Raw genomic sequence first — 21,968 nt, forward strand, 5'->3', positions numbered from 1 at the left:
CTGTGCTCAGGTTATTGATATCAGAGAGGTTTGGCGGCAATCACTTCGTAGTTACGAAAACCGAGCTGCTTCCAGAACAGGTCCGCCGCCCGGTTATCCGGATGCCAGCCAACCTGCGCGGAGGTTGCCCCCTGCGCGCGCAGCCAGTCGCTGGCAGCGGCAACCAACTCACTGCCCAGCCCCCGGCGACGGTACTCAGGTTCTATCCAGAGATTAAAGATCACACCGCTGTGCGGTTTGCTGAAACCGGTGTGTTGATTCAGTATGACTGCAATGGAACCCAGTTTCCCGCCCGCACTGGCCAGCAGAATGACAGCATCATCCCGTGCCGCACACTGTTGCAGTGTGTGCTGCAGGCGTTCGCGCTGCCCCTCTTCAAGCGGCGTTCCGAACGGCTGGAAGTGATGCGCCGGCAACTCCCGGTTTAACTGACACCAGTGTTCCAGCACCCGGGGTATATCCTCTGCGGACATCACTTCAACAGAATCGGTCTCTTGCACAACAGGCACTCAATCGCGGTGATTAAAGCGGCTACTTTATCATGTCGGCATAGCGCTGATTAAGCACTTTACCGCGCAGCGGGGACAGAGCTGCGGCGATCGCTTCCAGTGCTTCCAGCCGATCGGTCGCCGAAGGGTGGCGTTTATTAAAGCGCTCCCAGAAGTAACTGTCCTGACTGCGCGAGTCGATCTTCTGCAACACGGTGATATAGGCCATCGGGTCATAACCGGCCCGTGCTGCGATCAGCATCCCGAGACGATCCGCCGCCAGCTCGTCTTCACGGGCCAGACCATCACTGTAAATATCCTGAACCGACTGCAGCAATTTTGCTTCCGGGCTCATACCGGCAAACATCTCATTATGCTGTTTGGTATCGCGCTGACTGTCGCGGAGGAATTTTGCCAGATCCGCCGCAATGCCTACCCGGGCCTCTTTCTGAATTGCCTGCAGGTGATGTTTCTCTACCACATGGGCGATCTCATGGGCTAAAACCCCTGCCAGTTCCGCTTCGCTGTCGAGTTGCTCCAGCGTGCCACTGGTAATGTAGATGTACCCTCCGGGGGTCGCGTAGGCATTGAAACTGTCATCCCGGATCACCGCAAACTTCCACGGCACTTCTGTTCTCTCACTGTGCAGTGCCAGCCACAGGCCGACGGAACTGACATAGCGCTGAACCTCAGCAACGTTGTAAAGATTCTGATCCCGCAAAAGGACACCACTGACCTCCTGCCCCAGACTCACCTCCTCATCCAGCGATTTCTCAAACAGATCAGAGGACTTTTTACCGGCATCCATCAAGGGGGTCAGATTAATGTTATTGACCTGACAGCCACTGCTGATCAGCACCGCACTGAGCAGCAGGGAGAATCCGGCCTGTTTGTATTTACTCAACATAGCCCACCTCCCGGGACTTCAGTCCCGCCTGCCGGGCGAATCCCTGCGCCTGTTGCTGGCTCACCTGATACTGATCGATCCTCTGCAGCTCAACACCCTGCCCGGCACCGGATGCCGCATCTTCGTTGAGGCCTCTGACGCCTGTAGTTGTGGTGGTTTCACTGCGGTAGTCTTTTTCGCCCGCCAAATGTGGCGATGTCTGTACCCGGTCATAGCGGACACTGAGCATCTTAATCCAGCCGGTCTGCCCTTTGACCTCAACCAGATACCAGCCACCCTCTCGTTGCAGGATCAGGACTTGGGTATTTTTGGGTAACAGAAGAATGGATTTGGCGGTCAGGGCGGGCGTTTCAAGAAGGGGGACAGCGCGCACCGTCAATGCGTTCTGTTCGGCACTTGCCCAGGAGGATAACAGGAGTGCCAACCCTATTATCCCGATTTTAACTTTCATCACTCAACCTCCTCGGTTGATACACCGTGACTAACTCTTCCCGGCCTTTAACCTTATAGTCACCGATAAGTTCAAAGTCAAAAGCGTCACCGCAGGCAAGGCGGGTCTCCTCAGAAACCAATACACGCCGGTCAGCCTCTTTGGTCAGCCCCTCGATCCGGCTGGCCAGGTTCACTGCATCGCCAATGGCCGTATAGTCATAACGACTCTGGGTACCAATTGCACCGACCACCACTTCACCGGTATGGATACCTATGCCGATATCAAAATCAAATAAGCCGAACTCCCGACGGAACTGCATCATCTGCTCAACCATATCCAGCGCTGCTTCAACCGCTGCGATCTCCTGATTCGGCTGCGGTACCGGCTCCCCCCAAAACGCCATAATCGCATCGCCAATAAACTTATCCAGCGTGCCAGAATGTTTGAAAATCACTTCAACCTGACGGGAAAAATAGTGATTAAGCAGCTCCACAATCTCAACAGCAGAACGGTATTCCGAGAGATGAGTGAACTCACGAATATCAGTAAACAGAATAGTCACCCGGGTGCTTCGCCCTTTCAGGGCCCGCTCCGTCAGCCCCTGTTCCAGCAGCAGTTTGACCACCTTCGGGTCCAGAAACCGACCAAAGATATCCACTGTTTTACGGATCTCCCGTTGCTGTTGCAGGTAGCGGTATACGTAGAAACAGATCAGCATCAGGCTGAAAAGCGACAACCAACTGAGAACAGGCAACAACAGGGCCATCTGCATCAGTAACTGATGGCTGAGAAGAAACATCGAGGCATAAACCAGCAGCAGAGCCGGCAGCACCCTGCTGATACGTGGCAGCATCAGCATAATCAGACAGAGTAGTAAAAAGACTCCCAGATAGATTGCCAGGGTGACCCCGCGAGAAAGAGGGGTTAGAAAACTCTGTTGCGTAAAATTATCGATCGCGGTGGCAAGGATAAACACCCCGGGATAAGTGGTGCTGATCGGCGTCACCTTAATGTCATGCAGGCCGGCCGCCGTTGAGCCGATAATCACAATTTTGTCGCGAAAGTAGTTTTTGCTGTGAAAAACCTCGCCCTGACTCAGTGCGCTGTACACCTGATAGTAGCCATGACGAGGATAGGGTTGCACGCTGTTTCCCCGCCAGTCCAGCCAGTACTCCTGTGCGGTCGGCTCTACCCCGGCCAGATCCTGTGCGAGCACCGCAGGCATGGTCGCCACGCCCCAGCCGGAAAAACGATGGATCGATTCATAACGGCGGCCAATGCCATCCTTATCGGATTGAAAATTGATACTGCCCAGTTTCCAGGACGCCGGTTCAATCGCTTTAGGTAATACCAGACTGACATGAGGGGCCGGCTGCTCAGCTTCCAGTTGATAGCTCGGCACCTGGGGAGGGTATTGATCCAGTTGCGGGAAAAGAAGATCGGAATCGGTCTTCAGGTGCAGAAAAGGCAAATAGACATTCGCCGAGGCCGCCATCACCTCATTCAGATAGAGGTCGCTTTCCGGGTTATAGATATCACGATCGGCAAAAATCAGATCAAACACAACCGCTGTTGGCTGCTGCGGTTGCAGCAGCTCAAGCATTTCTGCATGAACCGCCCGAGGCCAGGGCCAACCGCCGGCAAGCGGCGCCATATTGTCCAGGCTGGCATCATCAATATCGATAACCACGATATTACTGGCTGGCTGAACCTTTTCAGCTCGCTGTCTAATCAGGTAATCCAGCCAGAGGTTGTCATAACTTTCCAGCAGCGGAGAACGTAAACTGAGACCGCCGAAGGCCATAAAGACCAGAGCTAACAGGAAGATAACTGCCAGATCATCCCGTTTAACGACGTTGCTCATAGTATTGGACTCAGCGGGAACGTTCCCTCAAGCATAGTCCAATGGGTTCAGAGCGCTACGGAACCTTTGAATAAGTCCTCGTAGTGCTCTGTCTATTCTGAAGTTTGTGTCGACAAGGCGCAGTTCGCTGTTCATGGCTGCAACCCTGAACAAGCGCTGCGTGGTGGGTCAGAAGATGCCAAGCTCCAGTTTGACCTGCTCCAGCCAGTCGCTGATACGCTGATCAGTCTGATCCCGCTGCCAGTCTTCATCCAGTGCCAGACCTACAAAGTGTTTACCATCTTTGCTCAGGGCCTTGGATTCTTCAAATTCGTAGCCCTCTATCGACCAGTGGCCGACAATCTCAGCGCCCCGGGCGATCACTTTATCATGCAGCATGCCCATAGCATCCACGAACCACTCCGGGTAACCAAACTGATCTCCGAGGCCGATCAGCGCGACCTGCTTGCCGCTGAAGTCGATCTGATCTACTTCATCCCAAACCTCAAGCCAGTCTTCCTGTACCTCGCCATAATCCCAGGTCGGCAGTGCAAAAATCAGCAGTTCATACTCGTCAATTTTGCCCAGCGCCGTGTCCACCACGTCAAACAGATCCAGCTCACTTTCATTCCACTGCTGCCTGATCTTCTCCGCGATATCTCCGGTGTTACCGGTAGTGCTGCCATAAAACAGTGCTGCCTTCACAGAATCTCCTTAACCGACTCAATAGTAATGATAACGATTCACATTATCTTCTTTAAAGACTGTCAGATCAAGCACTGCGTTTCCGCTCTTCCCATGCATAAACAAAAATGCCCGGCCAAAAGGCCGGGCATTCAGATTGATCTGCAATCGTGTTCAGGTATCAGGCCAATGCCTCTTCATCTACCTCAGCGTCATCTACTGCCGCTTCAGGTCGCCCTGTCCCCTTCTTGCTCACATGCTTCTGATGAATTTTATCCAACTGGCGATCAATCTTGTCGGCCAGTGCATCCAGCGCGGCATAGAGATTATCTGCGGATGCTTTCGCAAAAATATCTTTACCGGCGATGTGGATAGTTGCTTCAGCCATGTCTTCGCGATCATTTTTCTCCAGAATGACATGGGCGCTTGTAATCACTTCATAACGATCCTGGCTGTTATAAAGCCAGTCATTTACCTTCTCTTTGATACTGTCAGAAACTTTAGCATTGCGGTGAGTTATTTTAATGTTCATGAGCAAATCCTTAATGCCATGTTGCTGTTAGAGCAGTCCGGACGATTGTCCTGTTGCTCTTTACACTTACAGTAGTACCACTCTCACCCGGGAATACAAGCTATTTTTACTCACCATGAAAAAAACTTGACCTGAATTAACCAACCGATCAATTGTTAACCAACTCTTTGTTTAACCGTGGCTTTTTCGATTGTCCCACCGCCAGAACACCGGCACCGATAATCAAAAAAATACCGATCCAGCTGTGGTACGAGAGCACCTCATCCCACAACAGCCAGCCAAACAGCGCGGCGAACGCCACCGAGGCGTAGGTATAAGGCCCTAACTGCCCGGCAGGTGCCAGCGAGTAGCCTTTACTCAGCAGCAACTGGGCAGTCGTTGAAGTCAGCGCCATGAGCAGCAACCAGGCTGCCTGTGGCAGATCAGGTGTCTGCCAGTTAAGCAACGCCGGTAACAGCGAAAGCAGCGTACTGAAGAAAGCAAAATAGAACACCACCCGCTGCGCAGGTTCGGTACTGCTCATCCGGCGGATCACCACCTTCGCCAGCGCACCCAGCATCGCGCCAAACAGAGCAACCAGTACCACCAGATTGAGGCTCCCCTGACCGGGGTTAAGAATCATAAAGACACCGGTAAAACCCACCAGAATGGCCATTTTGACAGCGCCGGTGATTTTTTCGCCCAGCCACCACAGTGCAAACAGCGGAATAAAAAACGGTGCAGTCTGCTTAATCAGCGCCGCTTCAGCCAAAGGCAGATGACCCCAGGAGTAGTAGAGGCACATCATGGCCGTCACCCCGACCGCAGCCCGCATAAAATGAAACCGCAGGTATTCGGTTCTGATCGCACCCAACCCTTTGCGTAACAACCAGGGAATCAGCAGCATCAGACCAAACAGGTTCCGTGCAAAGACGATCATCTCGGTTGGAAGCTCACCGGAGATCTGCTTGACCACCATGCCTGATCCCACCAGAAACAGTTCTGAAAAAATAATCAGCAGCGCGCCCTGATAGATAGCATTGGTTGGCATAGAGAGTCTTCTGAAAGCAAAGAGCCACCCTAATGGGTGGCTCTGATCGATAGAGAGCGGAGAAGTTTATACCTCTATCACCTCGTAGTCATCCGCCAGCTTGACCGCCAGCTCTTTGCTGGTCACTACGGCCACACTGCTCTCGGCATCCAGCAGATAGGTCCGGGCGACCCGTTTAAGATCATCCATGGTCACCTGCAGAATGCGCGATCGGAACTCACGGCGCTGCTCCGGCGTACGCCCAAACAAGGTGCTGTGGAATGCCTGTTTCGCTTCGCCTGCCGGTGAACCGGGTTTATCAATGGAACTGACCACACCCAGAATAGCCTCTTCCAGCTTCTGCGGATCGTGATCCTGTTGCAGTAACCAGGAAACCGAGGCATCAAAATCATCCAGCGTCTCGGTCAGGCGCGGGTCACGGTAGGAGAAGAAACGGAAAGCCGCATCACCTGAATCCTGACCGGCGCCGGAACCATAGGCACCTCCGCGCTCACGGATGGCCCGATGGAGGAAGCCGTTGCGCAGAAACTCACCGAGAATTGTCAGCGGTGCAGCATCCGGGTGATCAACCGCCACGGTAGGAAAGGCTTTGGCACAGAAGCTGACCTGAGTACTGGTCACCCAGCATTGCTTAACCGTCTCGCGCAACGCCGGCAGTGAGAACCCTGCTACCGAACCCGAAGGCGTCTCCGCCCAGACGGATTCCAGCGATTTCTGCAACAGCGCCTGATGCTCCTCTTCGGCCACCAGCAGGAACTGACGCGGCGCCTGACGGATCTTCGCGTGCAGAGACTGCAACTGATCCGACAGGTTTTGCAGCGCGGCCTCTTCTGCCAGTTTCTCATCCAACTGTTTAAAGAAATGAATGGATTCAAGCCCTTTCGTTGCCTGAGCAAGCGCAGCGGCAGGACTCATCTTCGAGGTGGCTGCCATCATCGCCAGCGCATGACCCTGACCGGTAATGCTCTGCTCTTTACGGGTGCGCATCTGGGATACCACTTCACGGATACGGCTCAGCTCATCAAAACGTGCCTGATCCAGTGTTTCTTTCATCAGCCCGAGCAGCTCACTCTGTTTACTCAGCAGCGCCTTACCGGAAAGCGTGAAGTAACCTCTGACATCCTGTTCGTTATCCGGCATTCCACGGACCGACGCAAAGGCATGGATTCCACCACTGACTTCTGTCTGGTACTGCTGGTTCTCCTGATAACTGCGTTCACCGCAACCCAGTTCTGTCAGCAGATGGCTGAAGAGTGGCAGCAGATGTTGCTCCGCCTCGCTTAATTCAGGCAACTGCATAATCACCTGCTGATAGACCAATCCGTTCGTGCCCTGATCATAACGGGTCAGTGGCAACGTAGAAGAAACCTCTGTGGTTTCCGGTACGATCAGCTCATCCGGTACATCCGCCAGCGTGACTTTGGGCAGGATGGTCTCATCATCCTCAATATTCTGCCGTGCTTCCAGTTCAGCAGCACGTTCCACCAGATGCTGTTTCTCAGCGTCGCTCAGGCCCGCTTTGATCTGCGCCAGACGCGCTTTCTCAGCGGCATCCCGGCGTTCGGCCAGACGATTATCCGGGTACAGCGTCAGGCGAACGCGGTGCGGATTGTCCAGCAGTTCCTGAACCTGTTTCTGAACGAAATCCGGTTGTTTGATCTCTTCACGCAGACGATCCAGCACCGGATCCAGATTCAGCAATGCAATCGGATCGCCATGATTCACAGCCGCTCCCAGCGAGGACATGATCAAACTCAGACCATAGGGGTAGCCGTCACCGTTGATTTCGCGTTGCTGCAATTCTAACTGATGTAGCTGTGCTTCCAGCATCGCCTGAGGTACGCCCTTTTCAGCGACCTCACGCAGAACATCCAGCACCAGGGTTTCAAAGGCTGCGGCGGATTCCACCTCGCTGCCCTCAATACCACACATAAAACTCATCTCCCGGTTAGAGTCTTCCAGTCCGCAAAGCGGTGAAGGCGCACTACCCAGATCGGTCGACTCCAGCGCATAACGCAGGGGTGATGCACTGTTATCCAGCAATACCCGTGACAGCAGATGCGCTTTTAGCTGCGCTTCCAGATCACTGGAATGCCCCAGCAACCAGGCCAGTACATGGTGGGTTTTGCCGCTCAGATCGTCCTGATCCAGCTCATACCCCTCTTCTACCCGCAACGGTGCGAAGTAACGCTTCTCATCATGGATATCAATAGTCCGTCCAAGCGGCTCAAACCGGGACAGGGCTTTCTCATCAATAAAGGACTGCAGTTCTTCTGCCGGGATATCACCAAAGGTCATAATCACCGCGTTGCTCGGATGGTAGTGGGTCCGGTAAAACTCAAGCAGCTCGTCGTAGCTCAGATCAGGAATACTCTCCGGCTCACCGCCACTGTTATGGTGGTAGGTCGTGGTCGGGAACAGGTACTTAGTCACCGACTGCCACAGACGGGAAACCGGCGAGCTCATCGCCCCTTTCATCTCGTTGAAGACCACCCCTTTATACTCCAGCGCCGAATCCGTATTTCCGGTTTCGGCAAACTCAAGACGATGCCCTTCCTGCTCAAAGTCCAGCTCATCCAGACGGCTGAAGAAGACCGCATCAAGATAGACATCCAGCAGATTGAAATAGTCTTTGCGGTTCTGGCTGGCAAATGGGTACGCGGTCCAGTCACTGCTGGTCATAGCGTTCATAAAAGTATTCAGTGAGCGCCGCGTCATCATAAAAAACGGGTCACGTACCGGGAAACGTTCACTGCCACACAGGGCAGTATGTTCCAGAATATGTGCGACCCCTTTGGAGTCCTCAGGCACGGTTCGCAAACCTACCAGAAATACATTTTCGCTGTGATCAGCGGCAATATGGTAGTGAACCAGGCCGGTCTTATTATGGACATATTCCGTAACGTCGATACCCAGAGACTCAATGGTCTCAGCACGAAGAAAACGGAAAGATGAATGGGCCTTGCCTGCGGTTTGCAATTTTGTCATGGAAATAAACGATCCTGTCACAAGGGAGCGGATGCGATCAGCCGGAAAAGCTGTAACCTGGCCGTTTCGCGTGATGCCTTGATTGTAATGATAATTGCTTTAGATAAACAACCGTCGTCACACTCAGCAACCGGCGTTTCGGGCGAACAGAAATTACCGTTTTTCGCGCTGCCAGAGCACAAAACAGCTTCCTCATGGAAATTTAGTCATTTAACTAACCTTCTGTTATTTATGACTAAATCCATTCAATAATTAACCCTAAAGCCCTTTTGTGCATCGCACAAAAAAATGTTTGACAGGTTATTTATTAACCACTATATTGAGCACTAATGCTGCAATGCAACAAAATAAATTTAGGTTCTCAGAGGAATTGAAAATGTACGATGATCTGATGAAAGACGTTCAGGAAAAAATGCAACCTGCCATCGACGTTGCTGAAGTAAACAAAAAAGCACTGGAAACCCTGTTTACTCTGCAGTCTGAATACGTAACAGACTTTGTTGACTCCAGCGTTGCTCAACTGAAAGCTCTTTCTGAAGTTAAGGAAGCAAAACAGGCGGTTGAACTGCAGGTTCAGTTTATGAAGGACCTGGAAAGCAAGATGTCTGCAACCGCTGAAAAAGAACTGGCAGCCCTGACTGCAGCTAAGGAAGAGATCTCTGAGATCGTTGAGAAAAGTCTGTCAGAAATCAGCGAAATGCCGTACATGACTGATTTCAACAAGTTCCTGACTGAAACGGCTGAAGCTGCGTCTTCTGCCATGAGCCAGGTTCAGGCAACGGTTACACCAGCCGCAGAAGCTGCGCCAGCCGCCGCTGCAACACCGGCACCGGCAAAGAAAGCGCCAGCTAAGAAAGCTCCGGCTAAGCGTAAGCCTGCTGCAACCAAAGCAGCACCGGCTGCACCAGCGGCTGCTAAACCTGCTGCCGAATAAATTCACGTCCGGGACCACGTTACGGTCCCACTTCTCTACTCTGGCTGGTTAATCACCAAGCCTTTATCCTTTGCCGGTCTCCCAGACCGGCCTTTTTTTATCTCAGATCTGTTCCCTACGCGCCAGTGCGGGCAACGGCCCTTCCAGCCCCATCGCAAACTGCATGACTTTGTTTTTTGCCGGGGTGACTTTTTCTGCCAGCCCCAGACCAATATTCCGCAGTAGCTTTAATGGCGTGTTCTGATTGCTGAACACCCGGTAGAACGCGTCCATGGTTTGCATCATCAGCAGATTATGCTGACGACGTTGTTTCTCATAATCACGCAGCACTTCCAGCTCAGTGATATCCTCACCGGTACGTGCCGCCTGCAGTAAAACCTCAGCCAGCGCGGCAGCATCCAACAGACCAATATTCACGCCCTGACCTGCCAGCGGGTGAATCATATGCGCTGCATCACCGGCTAAAGCCAGACCTTCGAGCACATATTCCTGAGCATGCTGCCTGCGCAGCGGGAAGTAGCCACGCTGCAGTAGCTGATCGATTTCACCCAGCGCAGCCGGGAAGGTAGCGTTCAGCTCCTGCATGAACTGATGATCGTCCAGCGTCATCAAACGCTTCACCTGATCCGGGGTGTTGTACCAGACCAGTGACGCGTTCTGACCACACAGGGGCAAAAATGCCAGCGGGCCGGTCGGGGTAAACTGCTGCCAGGTAATATCCTGCTGCGGGTAAGCGGTCGTTACCGAGGCGACCAGCGCAAACTGATCGTAATCCCATTTGGTCACACCGATACCGGCAGCCTGACGTACCCTGGATTCACCACCATCAGCCGCAATCAACAAGCGGCCGATCAGTTCACGGTCATCACTCAGACGAATCAGGCTGGAGCCCGGGGAATAATCGATCTCTTCGATACTGACCGGACAGATCAGATCGATATTGCTGAATGCTTTGAGGCGTTCCAGCAACGCCAGTTGAATCACCCGGTTTTCAACGATATGCCCCAGATGATCATGGCCGATATGGTCAGAATTAAACTCGGTGGCGGCCCGCTCTTCGCTAAGTTCCCAAACCTTCATTCTGCGGTAGGGACAACTGCGTCGGGAAGTGATTCCCTCCCAGGCGCCAACCATGCGCAGGATATTTTCTGATGCCTGGCTCAGGGCGGAAACCCGTAAATCGTTCGGTTGGGAGGACTCAAACTCCTCTGGGTAGACGCTTTCTAACAGCGCAATCCGCAGATCAGTATCGCCCAGCGCTGCCGCAATGGTGGCCCCCACCATACCGCCGCCGACGATCACAATATCATAAGGAGTGTTCATCTCAATCCACCTTTCCTGACCGGTAAAACAAGGCTCGCAGTATACGCAAAAAAGCCGCTAAATACCTGCAAAGATCCGCTATAATGCCCAGCCAATCATTCCAACGATGAGCATTCCGTGTCCAGTTCCAGTTTTTCCAGCCTTGCCCTGCCAGACTCCATGCTAAGTAACCTGAAACAGATCGGTTATCAGGAGATGACACCCATTCAGCAACAGGCGATCCCTGAAGTGCTGGGTGGACGTGATCTGATTGCTAAAGCCAAAACCGGCAGCGGGAAAACCGCAGCCTTTGGTATTGGTCTGTTACTCAAGCTGAAGCAGCGTAATTTCGCCACGCAGGCACTGGTGTTATGCCCGACGCGTGAACTGGCCACTCAGGTCGCCAACGAGCTACGGAAACTGGCCCGTTTTACCGAGAACCTGAAAATACTGACCATCTGCGGCGGCATGCCCATCGGCCCGCAAATCGGCTCTTTAGAACATGGCGCTCATGTGATTGTCGGCACACCGGGACGGATCAAGGACCACCTGCGAAAAGGCACCATGAAACTGGATCAGGCCAGCACCGTGGTGCTGGACGAAGCTGACCGCATGCTGGATATGGGTTTTGCCGATGAGATCCGCAACATCATCGGCCACTGCCCTGAGCAACGACAGACTCTGTTGTTTTCCGCAACTTACCCCAGCTCCATCAAGCAACTCAGCGCTGATATTCTCAACCAGCCGGTCACTGTCGAGGTAGAAACACAACACACACCGGGCCAGATCGAACAACTGTTCTTTGAGTTTGATAAGGAAGATAAACTGGCAGGGCTGGGCCAGTTGCTGCAGCAGTATCAACCCAGTCATGCGGTGATCTTCTGCAATATGAAGCAGACCTGCACTGAGGTACAAAGTTTCCTCCGCTCTCAGGGCTACAGTGCCATGGCCATCCACGGTGATCTGGACCAGCGTGACCGGGATCAGATTCTGGTGCAGTTTGCCAACCGGAGCTGCAACTTCCTGATTGCCACCGACGTAGCGGCTCGCGGACTGGACATTGATGACCTGCCCTGTGTGATCAACTACGACCTGACCCGCGATGCGGAGGTGCATACTCACCGGATCGGTCGCACCGGCCGGGCCGGTAAGCAGGGCCTTGCCCTTAACCTCTACCAGCCATCAGAGGCGTACAAGGTCACTGCGATCGAACGCTCCCTGAACTGTGAGTTTCCGGTCAGCCAGTTACCTGCCGACCTGCCTCACTACGAACCACCCCGACCGGCGATGGTGACCCTGTCGATTGCCGGCGGCAAGAAAAACAAGGTACGGCCCGGCGATATTCTCGGTGCACTCACCGGAGATGCAGGCCTGAAAGGGGATCAGGTAGGCAAAATTAACGTCTTCGATTTTTTTACCTATGTCGCAGTGATTCGTAAAGAAGCCCGCAAGGCAGAAGACCGCCTTGCCAAGGGCAAAATCAAAGGCCGCAAGTTTAAGGTGCGCCGCGTTTAGCCACGCGCTCAATCTGCTGCCGGTAGCATTCAGCCAACTGTCCCCAGCCCAGTTGGCTGACATCCACCCGGCTCTCAGCTCCGCCCTCTGCTTTCTCATTAATTCGCTGTAGCAACATCGCCGCCATCGCTGCAGGCTCATCCTGAGCCGGATAGCGACAGGCTTCCGGAAACAACTCCTGATAGGCCAGCCGATCCGGAACGATCGGCCATGCGCCGGCGGCAGCACCTTCCAGTACAGCAATGCCCTGATAATCATGCAGTGCCGTCGATAACACCACATCGGCCTGCTGCAATAATTTCTGATAAGCTTCGCGGGATTGCATATAGCCCCAGTGGCCCGCCTGATCACCGAGCAGGCTATGCAATTCGCTAAAGGGCGGTGGCGTATGCCTGAACTGCTGACCAACAACATGCAGGGTGAAATCGCGGCTCTGCTGCAACAGCATACGGATCCCCTCCAGCAGCAGTTGCGGATTCTTGTCGAACTCCCAGCGATTAGTTACACATGGTCATCCAACACCCTATAGGACTTTTAAGTAATTACGGGGATAGACCATGAAAGCGTACAGCTATATTCGATTCAGCAGCGCCCAGCAATCCAAAGGGACCAGCTTAGAAAGACAAAGCCAACAAGCATTTGAATACGCACAAGCCCACGGTTGGGATTTAGATACACAAGCGACTTTCCAAGACCTAGGAGTCTCAGCGTTCCGGGGGAGTCATGACGGTGGAGCGTTCGGTAAATTCCTCAGAGCAGTGCAGGAAGGACTGATAGAAACACCTTGCGCCCTCATCGTTGAGTCCATTGACCGCTTAGGCCGCGATGAACTGGGCAAGGCTCAGACTCGATTCCAATCACTTCTGACCAGCGGTGTGACTGTAGTCACTCTCTCTGATAACCAAGTGTATACCCCTGAGAGTGCTAATGACTTGGGTCGCATTATGATCTGCCTAGTCAACATGCACCGGGCGCATGAAGAGTCTCAGGTCAAATCCAACCGCAGTGCTTATGCGTGGGACAAATGCCGTGAAGGAGACATAGCAAAGATGGGCGGTATCGTCCCCGGCTGGTTGAAACGGACAGCAGACCGTAAAGGCTTTGAGTTAATCCCAGAGCGTGTAGAGGTTGTTCAGCGTATCTTTCATTTGGCTGCTACGGGGTTTGGTTCAATGGCTATCGCCCGCAAGCTTAATGAAGAAGGGGTTAAGTCTTTCACAGGTCAGCAATGGTCTGCCGGTTGTCTATCGAAGATGCTGACCAGACGTACAGTGCTAGGTGAGTGGCAACCAAGGAAGTCACACATTGTTGAAGGTAAGAAGCGCTTTATACCTCACGGTGAACCACTGACCATCTACCCAGGGATCATTGACCAAGCGACATGGGCAAAGGTTCAAGCTGACAGAAGAGGCAGGAACCGAGGGGGGCTTAAAGGCAGTGAAGGTAAAGCCAAGTTTGGCACATCAATCTTCACCCGCCTTCTCTACTGTGCCTGTGGCTCACCGATGAGGTACACCAAGAACAAGGGGAAGCAAGCCTACCTACACTGCCGCCGCAATACTGAATATGGGCACGATTGCGGACACGACACTAGATTCCTCAACTATAAAAAAACTGTAGGTTCTCTCCTTGTTGGGCTTCAGCATCTTGATTGGGCTTCGGTCTTCCCGGAGATTCAGAGCGAGCAGAGTCAGGCACTATGCAAGCTGACTGATGAGATCGAAGTACTACAGATGCGCCAAGGTGAGTTAGAGAAGCGTCAGGCTAAACTACTGGAGGCAATTGAGGAAGACAGTTCCATCCCAGTCTTACTCAGCCGACTCAAGGAGATCGATCTGGAATTGGATAATGTACAAAGGGAGTTAGGGGTAAAACTCCCTAAGCGAGAACTGCTAGACAAAGCGCAAGGTGAATTAGAAGAGACACGTGAGGCTTTCTCTAAGCTGCCGGAGCTACTGAAGGAAACTGACGGTGTATGCGTTGTCAGCAAGTTTCTACGTGATCGCTTCAAGGCTATTACTGTCGATTGGGAAACTGACACCCTTGTATGCCACAGAGCAGACAGTGAGGTCTCTACTGGTATCTGGTTACATGCAGATAAGGCAGCAGAGGACTTCGGTGGTAAGCCTTTAGCAGACGCTATGTGATGCTGAGTGGGGCCACTTGTTAACTACAGGTGGCCCTATTGTTTTCGCCAGATAAACGATCAAGAACACTTACCCAAATGGTAGCCACGATAATACATAGGACCAAGGAAAGTTATCATTGCTCTTTAAACTGGTCAGACGGTAAACCATAGATTTGATTATATAGATCGCTCAGAATGAAACGTGCAGCAGTAATAGTCATCATACAGAAACCGTGAACATCATTTCGACTCATAGTTATTTCAGGGACGTTAAATAAGAAGTCCTTTACAGCAATCACATTACCACCGGCTACGTTAGTCCACCCCTCAGCGCCAACAGGACTATGCGGTTGAGAAAAATCAACAGAGCCGTTGTCATTCACTTTATACATTGGGGATACTGTAACCACTGCCCCACCGGGAAATTCAATTCTGGATTTTGCTTCACGCTTTCCCACAACCTCTGTAACCCGATCATGCTTTTTTGAATTTACGAGTTCATTAACGGCTTTCATGTCTCCATAGCTACAGATGGTGCCTGGAATAGTGTCACCAGATACGATTTTATTAGCTACGGATTGCAATACGGCGTATACATGTCCATGTCCTTCACTGAGAGGGTACAACGGTTTCCCCCTAGATAAAGTATCAGGATGAAACGGGAAATAAACATTGCTACGTGCGTCAGGGAGAAAATCAGATTTAATGTCAGCAATGAAGTAGTCAAAGCACTCTCTAACTGCACCTAGGATTGACCCTGCTTTCTGTGAAATATGTTTAACTTGTCCATCTGTTTTTTGCGCTTCGGAGATAAGCACAGCCAGTGCTCGATTCTCATCGAAAGCAAATTCGATGTTAGCGCTGATATAAGGAACTCGTGAAGCAGACATATCAAAACTCCCTTTGATTAAGTTGAAAAAAGTATCTGAGGTTCAGACTATTCTGTCCAGTTGCATTCTGACAGGATCGGGACAGGATAAGTACACCCCCTTGTGTGCGAGCTTTTATCAGCTCTCTGAATTATTAAGCTGTATAGTTTTCTTGCTTTACTCCCCCTTCCCAAAGCCCCGAGTAAAACGGCTTTAACTCTCCGATAACTGCAATTTGGTGCTGGCTCAAATTGGGCAAAGTATTTTCAGCAATCCATCCCATTGGCTCTTTTACTAACCAAGAAACTGACTCAATCATCGGATTATTCGGTGATAGCTCATGCATTCTCTCTAGTAATTTTTTGTGAACCGTTAGCAATGTCATAACCTCAGACAAGGCGGGTATCAAATCTGATCCGAACTCCTTAGGGTCAATACCGAAACCAGGAGCGGTCATATCGTGCAAAGAATAGTATTTAGATACCATCGATCCATCCTTAGCCGGGTGGTTGATAGGTATATCAGTCGGCTTGTTCCAGCTACGATTTACTAGCTCGGTAGTTTTAAGTAATGCATCTACAGTGGATTGGAGTTCAGCTTGTTTTACTGCAAGATAATTTTGCGTTTTGAACTCCTCAGCCTGGTACTCATTTGCTTTCCTGGTCATCTCAATTTCCTTTCGAGTCTCAGCGAGTTCTTCTTCAGTTAATTTCAATACCTTTTGGTTTTGCAAAATAGTAAAGATCAATGCCATAAAGGTCATCGTACTAATAATGGGATTGGAAAGACCTCCAACAAAGTCACCAACCACACCCCAGTCATTTATCTCCTGCGGCATCGTTTCGTGATTGCTGTAGAAAAACCACATGAATAGACCTAGTGGTGTAAAAAAGCACAAGACCCACATAAGAAGAAATCCATTTGCTATGCTGTTGTATCGCTTATCAAAGTCGCTCATTACTACTCCATGTATACCAGATCAACTAAGAAGTAATCCTAAGGCATATAGCTAGATTCAGAAAAGCTTTAAAAAACAGAGAAAAATCCATGAGTCTATTTTCAGACTCTATAAGCATAAGTTCCCCCCTTCCCCCCTGCTTTTTTCCAAACCCAGACATACCCCAGATTAACGATGGAAGCACCTTCAAAAAACCACAGTGAGAAGGGGTGTATATGACATAGTGTCTTACCACTGCAATTGAACCGGTGGATCGAAAGACAGTGAAAATGTCGTAACCCAATAGGCAGATTGGCCATGAGACCTCTTCAGGGTACTCAGAATTGGGGAGGAATACCTTCTATATTCATACTGAGGAGAGATTTCAAAATTGATCCTCGTAATGACATTGGCCAAAACTAGCTAGCCTCAGATCAATGTATTCTTGGAGTAAACCCTAGCAATACAATAAAACCTTGTCTCATAAAGGTTGACTTAGCCTTATACGATACAGTAACGTCTCACCATCTTAGATTTATACGAGACAGAAGGACAACGCTGTGACTACCTTTGCATACTGCCGTGTATCAACTCTGGATCAGGACACGACCATTCAGGAAGAGGCTATACACAAAGCCTACCCTGACGCAGTAATCAGAACGGAGAAGGCTTCAGGGAAAACCACAGAAGGCCGGGAAGTCCTTGAACTGATACTGGATATGGTCAGCAAGGGAGACAAGCTGGTTGTCTGGAAGTTGGACCGTCTCGCAAGGAATATGAATGACCTCACGAACATCGTTCAGACCCTAGAGGACAAAGGCGCATCCCTAGAGATACTTGATCAGAAGATTGACACCAGCACCGCCAGCGGCAAAGCGTTCCTTCAGATGCTTGGGGTCTTCGCTGAGTTTGAGACCAACCTGCGCAAAGAGCGTCAGATGGCTGGTATAGCCAAAGCCAAGGCTGAGGGTAAGTACCGAGGAAAGCAAGCTGTTATAGACACTGAGAAGGTCAGAGAGCTAAAAGCGAAAGGTATGGGTGCCACTGCTATCAGCCGGGAGTTGGGCATAGGTCGAGCCTCTGTGTATCGCATCCTGAATGGGTAGATGTATATACATTTAATATACCACACTCTAGGAAAGAAGATGACTAGGGAAATACTATAGGTACACCTACAGTACTTAAAGCCTACCCTGAGTTACTTAGGTACAGTGATACTCAGGGTTACTACTATGGTTATTAATTATTAATGTTATACCTATGCCAGTAGTCTTCAGTACCTTAGAGAAGACCCAGTCCTCTTTAGGCATTGTGTCAGCCCTATTGTTTTCTCGCTGTGAAACACTCCGTGAAACGGTGAATCCCTGTATCTATCTGTCACCCTGTTGTTTTCATCAACTACACACAACAGCAATCAGAAATCTAACTACCCCTAATTCTTCAAGCAGCAAACCTTGTGTGCCGAAATACACATAGGGGAATAGGTTTAACAGCTACCCCTCCCTGTTTTCTCTGTCAGAAACCTAGCTTAGTAATGACGGAGAGGTCATAACCCACTCTAATAGCACTTAATCTCCTGTGTAAGATACAGGAGGTCTTTACACACATATATATACATATGTAGGTTAAAAACCAATAATACACACTATGTAAATAAAAGCTCTTTAATACACACATAAAGGAGTGATGATTTTGGTCACCACAGATAACTTAGAACCCCATGAAAAAAGGCGACTCGCTGCATATCAGCACAGAGGCCTGAAACCTCTAAAAGCCGATGGATTGCCTGACACTATTTTTTTAACACTCAATGAATTTCCATCAGGCTCTTTAGTTTCGACAGCAGAGCTTCGCCTAAGCTTAGAAGGTATCTATCTTTCTAGTAAGCCCAGCCCACAGCAAATATCTAATTGCCTCAACTCCTTAGTCAAACGTGGCTATGTAGAAAAGATAGACAAAAATTACCGAATACTAGGTGATATCTCTGAAGACTTAGAAGCCGTAGTACTATCAAGCAATGTCGTTGAGGCTTTTTGCCGAACACTAATCAAGATGATTACACATAGCCTTAGATTTCAAAACAATAAAGAAATCCCTTCATACAGATACGATAGCCAAGCACGTTGCATAGAAGAGTCTTCATATGGATATCCGAAGTCAGGCATTCACTTCATGCTTATTAAAGATATGCCTCGTTTCATGTACTTGCCGACCTGTTCACCTGGGCCTGAAAGAATCATCGAGACCGCATTTGAAGCGCTACAAACTAGATATGCAACAGGTGACGAAGCTACACCAATCCTAGCGATGCCTTATTTCAAAGAATGTACAAAACTCAATCAGCGCTTTCGTAAAGTATTCACACAGTTTACTTCGCAAAAACATATTCTCGATTTGGGAGACGGTCACCTTGCACTATCGCTGAAAGTAGATTGGTTTTACTACGCGAACAAAGAAACAAAGGATTGGTTTGCCTCTGAGCTAGAACGCGCAATGCCACCAAAAACCAATCTACGACCAGCAAGTTCAGCTCCCTCTTGATAGCCCACATTATAGGCATCGCACATTCCCTGGACCTCAGATCAGCTTGCTATACGAAAAGGTATTCCTAAAGCTGTTAAGTGAAGGTTTAGGGAAACGACTGTCATTGCAACAACCAATTAAACCAACAAAGGAGAACACACATGTGCTCAAAGAAGAACTTTTACGAATTTGAAACCTTGCTAACCGAAGCAAAGAGACTCCAAGATCAAGCAATAGATTTCGAGATAGAAGGTCTAACCTACGAAATATTCTCAGACCTATTATTCAAACTGCAGGAAGATTTAGAGTTCATACCTCGCCCCCTAACAACAGCAGAGCAGTATTTAGTAAAAACAGCCCCAGAAAAGATCAGACTTAGATACCTCCCAAAATTCCGAAAGGCTATATCACAGATAATATAGCTCCTATATCCAAAAGCATTGGCTCCTAAACCTGTCTTTGTACCGCCCCCTCGATAACCTTCGCCTACACCTACTACCACCAAGCAAGCCTAGAAAAACCCGCAAATCAGCTTCTTTTTAAAGCTGTGAGCTGAGTTCAGATGGCGGGGTATACCAACCTACAGCCCCGCCCCTTATACCCAAAGAAAGAGAGATAAAAATGAGTTTACGTAACGCCATCAACGAGATGTGTACCCAGTGTATCTATGACAAGAAAAGTGAAGGCGGGAAGCTGCAACAGATAGCTGCCTGTACTGCTAAGCACTGCCCCCTGTTCGCAGTACGACCACAGCCAAAGGGTCAGAGCAGTGATTAAGTTGGTGATCGATGAGCAAGAGAATCTGATCGAGGCTGAGGGGACTGAGAGACCAGAAGCCCACTCAGCGTATGACTTGGAGCCTTCCCACGATGAGTAAGCCCAAGCTAGAAACATTCACTTTCAAGTTACCAAGGCGTGTTTACAAAGAGCTGTGCCGCGCCTCTGCGGATAGAAGGATGAATCCTAATGTTTACCTTGATTGTCTGGTAGTCAGCGACAAAGTACGGCGGGATATAGAAAGGGAGACTTAATGTCTCCCCTATTGTTTTCGAGGTAGTTGGGGCATATTCTCTTGGTCTTTAGGAGTGATCAGGAGAATGGAATGGGTGGTAGAAGTCCATCACCGCGCGCCGTGACTAAATGTGCAAGTCCCGAATTAAAACTTGATACGCTTGATGATCCACAGGATGAACAGCCTAAGAAGGCTGACCCTGAAGAGTTGAAAATCAAGCTGGAACGGCAGAAGCAACTCAATGAAAACCAAGCAGACACAAGGAAACGCGTTGATACTCTTGTACGTTATATCCTGACAGTCACGGGCGTTGCTTTGTCAGTGTCCATCGGTGTTTTTACAAATAGCCAACATACTATTTTATCTGAAGATACTCGCTTACTCTTAGCATGGTCATGGTCGTTATTATTCTCAAGCATTATTTCAATGTTAGCCGTAATGCTACTGATGATTATTGGTGGCTATATATTTGGTGAGAGATGGAAATTGCTTGAAGACGGAGAACTGGAAGTTGCTCAACAACCTAGGTGGGTTGATCCTCTCGCATGGACTTGTGGAACTCTAGGAGTAGTAACATTTGTCACAGGATTGATTACCCTATGTATTGTCGCCATATCCAGCATACCAATAACTCATATCATTTTGCGACCATAGTATCTATGAGGTGACGGTATCGGTCTGCCATGACACCCCAACTATACCCTGACACATCTGGGACTTTATGCCGACCCTGCTCAATCAACCCCTTGTGATGACAGATCGCATCTACAGCCGCCACCGATTCATACTCTATGTCAGCCCCACAGTCAGCATAAAGATACTCACTACTGAACATCTCTGTGTAAGACATCCGGTCAGGCAGCACAGGGATACAGCCTTGCGCGACCGCCTCCAGAACAGCAAGTCCTTGGAACTCATGTATTGAGGTGGATAAGAAAATGTCTGACGCTGCCAACCACGCCTTGTACTCATCTCGACTGGCTGCGTATCCCGCATGGTCTATCCGATGGGCAAACTCTTCCTTGATCATCTGGAACTCTTTGGGAGAGTGCTTGAAGCTCTGACCCAGAAGACATAGGCGGTAGTCCACAGCGTTACTCTCAAGCCGTCTGAGGATAGCTAGAAGCCTGTCTGGCCCCTTGTCATATTCCCATCTAGCAGCCCATGTGATACATATGGGTCTCACTGTATGACCATCTGTGACACTCTCCCAGCGGTGGTTCCAGACAATATGAAACCGCCCCGCTTCAGGCAATGCGGGCTGAAAGCTGTCATCACGCAGTGGCACGGGCAACACCGATGAATTGGCAGCGATCCGTTCGACCAACCCCGACGGCACCTGATCCGGGAGTTTTTTCAGCAGTTTTTTCGCTCCTTTGAGCAGGGTCCGGCGATTGTACTCACTGTTGAACAGGCAGTGATCCGCCGCCAGCGCGGTATACAGGTTGAGGATACAGGGCTCAACCGACTGAAACTCTCGCCCTGAACTGGGGTAGGCAAACTGATTCTCGTGGAAATAAACCAGCGTCGGGATCTGCGCCATTGAAGGCACAAAGCCCCGCAGTGCGGAGAGATCAGTCATGGAAGTCGCAATCACCAGATCGTAATCCTGCTGCAATGTATCACGCTCAGAAAACGCCCAGCTCAGACTGTTACCCCGAATCCGCCAACTGAAATAGCGCCCGGGGAGCGAAAGAACTGTCCAGTCATGCTCAGGCAGATGTTCAACCAGCCCCTTACGCCAGTAAAGATGGCTTTCAGCATCGTAAGCAGAGAGTAGAAGTATGCGCATGGACAGCCCGGACAAGAAAAAAGAAGCCTATTTTAGCACCGCAGACAGGAT

Annotated in this window: 20 protein-coding genes; 7 read left to right on the forward strand and 13 right to left on the reverse strand. The window is 50.3% G+C overall.

The window, feature by feature from the left end; translation table 11 throughout:
- Window positions 1–20 precede the first annotated feature (20 nt).
- From QUD59_RS00825 to QUD59_RS00860, 8 genes are all read right to left on the reverse strand, one after another.
- Window positions 21–500 carry a GNAT family N-acetyltransferase gene (locus QUD59_RS00825; RefSeq protein ID WP_286238926.1) on the reverse strand — a complete coding sequence of 160 codons (480 nt, stop codon included), beginning with the start codon at window positions 498–500 and terminating at the stop codon, window positions 21–23.
- Between the two features lie 31 nt (window positions 501–531).
- Complete coding sequence (locus QUD59_RS00830; protein ID WP_286238928.1) at window positions 532–1,395, reverse strand: M48 family metalloprotease; 864 nt, start codon at window positions 1,393–1,395, stop codon at window positions 532–534.
- On the reverse strand, window positions 1,385–1,846 hold the full coding sequence (locus QUD59_RS00835) for an SH3 domain-containing protein (RefSeq protein WP_286238930.1): 462 nt from the start codon (window positions 1,844–1,846) through the stop codon (window positions 1,385–1,387). Before QUD59_RS00835 ends, QUD59_RS00830 begins: the two co-directional genes overlap by 11 nt.
- Complete coding sequence (locus tag QUD59_RS00840; protein ID WP_286238932.1) at window positions 1,836–3,692, reverse strand: adenylate/guanylate cyclase domain-containing protein; 1,857 nt, start codon at window positions 3,690–3,692, stop codon at window positions 1,836–1,838. The genes QUD59_RS00835 and QUD59_RS00840 overlap by 11 nt, the downstream gene beginning before the upstream one ends.
- 168 nt (window positions 3,693–3,860) lie before the next feature.
- A complete protein-coding gene (gene fldB / locus QUD59_RS00845) occupies window positions 3,861–4,376 on the reverse strand; it encodes a flavodoxin FldB (RefSeq protein WP_286238933.1) in 516 nt (171 codons plus the stop codon).
- A 160-nt stretch (window positions 4,377–4,536) separates the two neighbouring features.
- Complete coding sequence (gene hpf / locus QUD59_RS00850) at window positions 4,537–4,887, reverse strand: ribosome hibernation-promoting factor, HPF/YfiA family (protein WP_286238934.1); 351 nt, start codon at window positions 4,885–4,887, stop codon at window positions 4,537–4,539.
- Between the two features lie 148 nt (window positions 4,888–5,035).
- On the reverse strand, window positions 5,036–5,917 hold the full coding sequence (locus tag QUD59_RS00855) for a DMT family transporter (RefSeq protein ID WP_286238935.1): 882 nt from the start codon (window positions 5,915–5,917) through the stop codon (window positions 5,036–5,038).
- A gap of 66 nt (window positions 5,918–5,983) precedes the next feature.
- Window positions 5,984–8,905 carry an insulinase family protein gene (locus tag QUD59_RS00860; protein WP_286238937.1) on the reverse strand — a complete coding sequence of 974 codons (2,922 nt, stop codon included), beginning with the start codon at window positions 8,903–8,905 and terminating at the stop codon, window positions 5,984–5,986.
- Window positions 8,906–9,281: 376 nt separating this feature from the next.
- Between QUD59_RS00860 and QUD59_RS00865 the strand changes: the two genes are divergently transcribed.
- Window positions 9,282–9,839: a phasin family protein gene (locus tag QUD59_RS00865; protein ID WP_286238938.1), complete on the forward strand. Its 558-nt coding sequence runs from the start codon at window positions 9,282–9,284 to the stop codon at window positions 9,837–9,839.
- 102 nt (window positions 9,840–9,941) lie between these two features.
- Here QUD59_RS00865 and QUD59_RS00870 read toward each other — a convergent pair whose 3' ends face one another.
- Window positions 9,942–11,162: a UbiH/UbiF/VisC/COQ6 family ubiquinone biosynthesis hydroxylase gene (locus tag QUD59_RS00870; RefSeq protein ID WP_286238939.1), complete on the reverse strand. Its 1,221-nt coding sequence runs from the start codon at window positions 11,160–11,162 to the stop codon at window positions 9,942–9,944.
- A 117-nt stretch (window positions 11,163–11,279) separates the two neighbouring features.
- Between QUD59_RS00870 and dbpA the strand changes: the two genes are divergently transcribed.
- Window positions 11,280–12,656 carry an ATP-dependent RNA helicase DbpA gene (dbpA, locus tag QUD59_RS00875; protein ID WP_286238940.1) on the forward strand — a complete coding sequence of 459 codons (1,377 nt, stop codon included), beginning with the start codon at window positions 11,280–11,282 and terminating at the stop codon, window positions 12,654–12,656.
- Here the strand turns inward: dbpA and QUD59_RS00880 are convergent.
- Complete coding sequence (locus QUD59_RS00880) at window positions 12,637–13,104, reverse strand: glycosyltransferase family protein (protein ID WP_286238942.1); 468 nt, start codon at window positions 13,102–13,104, stop codon at window positions 12,637–12,639. The two genes, dbpA and QUD59_RS00880, sit on opposite strands and share 20 nt — an antisense overlap.
- Before the next feature lie 109 nt (window positions 13,105–13,213).
- Between QUD59_RS00880 and QUD59_RS00885 the strand changes: the two genes are divergently transcribed.
- On the forward strand, window positions 13,214–14,803 hold the full coding sequence (locus QUD59_RS00885; RefSeq protein ID WP_286238943.1) for a recombinase family protein: 1,590 nt from the start codon (window positions 13,214–13,216) through the stop codon (window positions 14,801–14,803).
- A gap of 115 nt (window positions 14,804–14,918) precedes the next feature.
- Here QUD59_RS00885 and QUD59_RS00890 read toward each other — a convergent pair whose 3' ends face one another.
- Window positions 14,919–15,674 (reverse strand): hypothetical protein, encoded by a 756-nt coding sequence (locus QUD59_RS00890; RefSeq protein ID WP_286238945.1) that lies wholly within the window; start codon window positions 15,672–15,674, stop codon window positions 14,919–14,921.
- A gap of 133 nt (window positions 15,675–15,807) precedes the next feature.
- The gene (locus tag QUD59_RS00895; protein ID WP_286238946.1) at window positions 15,808–16,611 is read right to left on the reverse strand and encodes a hypothetical protein; all 804 of its coding nucleotides are present in this window, start codon (window positions 16,609–16,611) and stop codon (window positions 15,808–15,810) included.
- Between the two features lie 539 nt (window positions 16,612–17,150).
- Here QUD59_RS00895 and QUD59_RS00900 point away from each other — a divergent pair.
- The 4 genes from QUD59_RS00900 (at window position 17,151) to QUD59_RS00915 (ending at window position 20,779) form a co-directional block, all read left to right on the forward strand.
- A complete protein-coding gene (locus tag QUD59_RS00900; protein WP_286238947.1) occupies window positions 17,151–17,696 on the forward strand; it encodes a recombinase family protein in 546 nt (181 codons plus the stop codon).
- A 580-nt stretch (window positions 17,697–18,276) separates the two neighbouring features.
- Window positions 18,277–19,131, forward strand: a complete 855-nt coding sequence (locus QUD59_RS00905) for a hypothetical protein (RefSeq protein ID WP_286238948.1) — start codon at window positions 18,277–18,279, stop codon at window positions 19,129–19,131.
- Window positions 19,132–19,734: 603 nt separating this feature from the next.
- Window positions 19,735–19,890 carry a hypothetical protein gene (locus QUD59_RS00910; protein ID WP_286238950.1) on the forward strand — a complete coding sequence of 52 codons (156 nt, stop codon included), beginning with the start codon at window positions 19,735–19,737 and terminating at the stop codon, window positions 19,888–19,890.
- 325 nt (window positions 19,891–20,215) lie between these two features.
- Complete coding sequence (locus QUD59_RS00915; protein WP_286238951.1) at window positions 20,216–20,779, forward strand: hypothetical protein; 564 nt, start codon at window positions 20,216–20,218, stop codon at window positions 20,777–20,779.
- Here the strand turns inward: QUD59_RS00915 and QUD59_RS00920 are convergent.
- Window positions 20,763–21,917: a tRNA-queuosine alpha-mannosyltransferase domain-containing protein gene (locus QUD59_RS00920; protein WP_286238952.1), complete on the reverse strand. Its 1,155-nt coding sequence runs from the start codon at window positions 21,915–21,917 to the stop codon at window positions 20,763–20,765. The two genes, QUD59_RS00915 and QUD59_RS00920, sit on opposite strands and share 17 nt — an antisense overlap.
- Window positions 21,918–21,968: the final 51 nt, after the last annotated feature.

Source organism: Neptuniibacter halophilus, from assembly GCF_030295765.1.
GTDB classification, from domain to species: domain Bacteria; phylum Pseudomonadota; class Gammaproteobacteria; order Pseudomonadales; family Balneatricaceae; genus Neptuniibacter; species Neptuniibacter halophilus.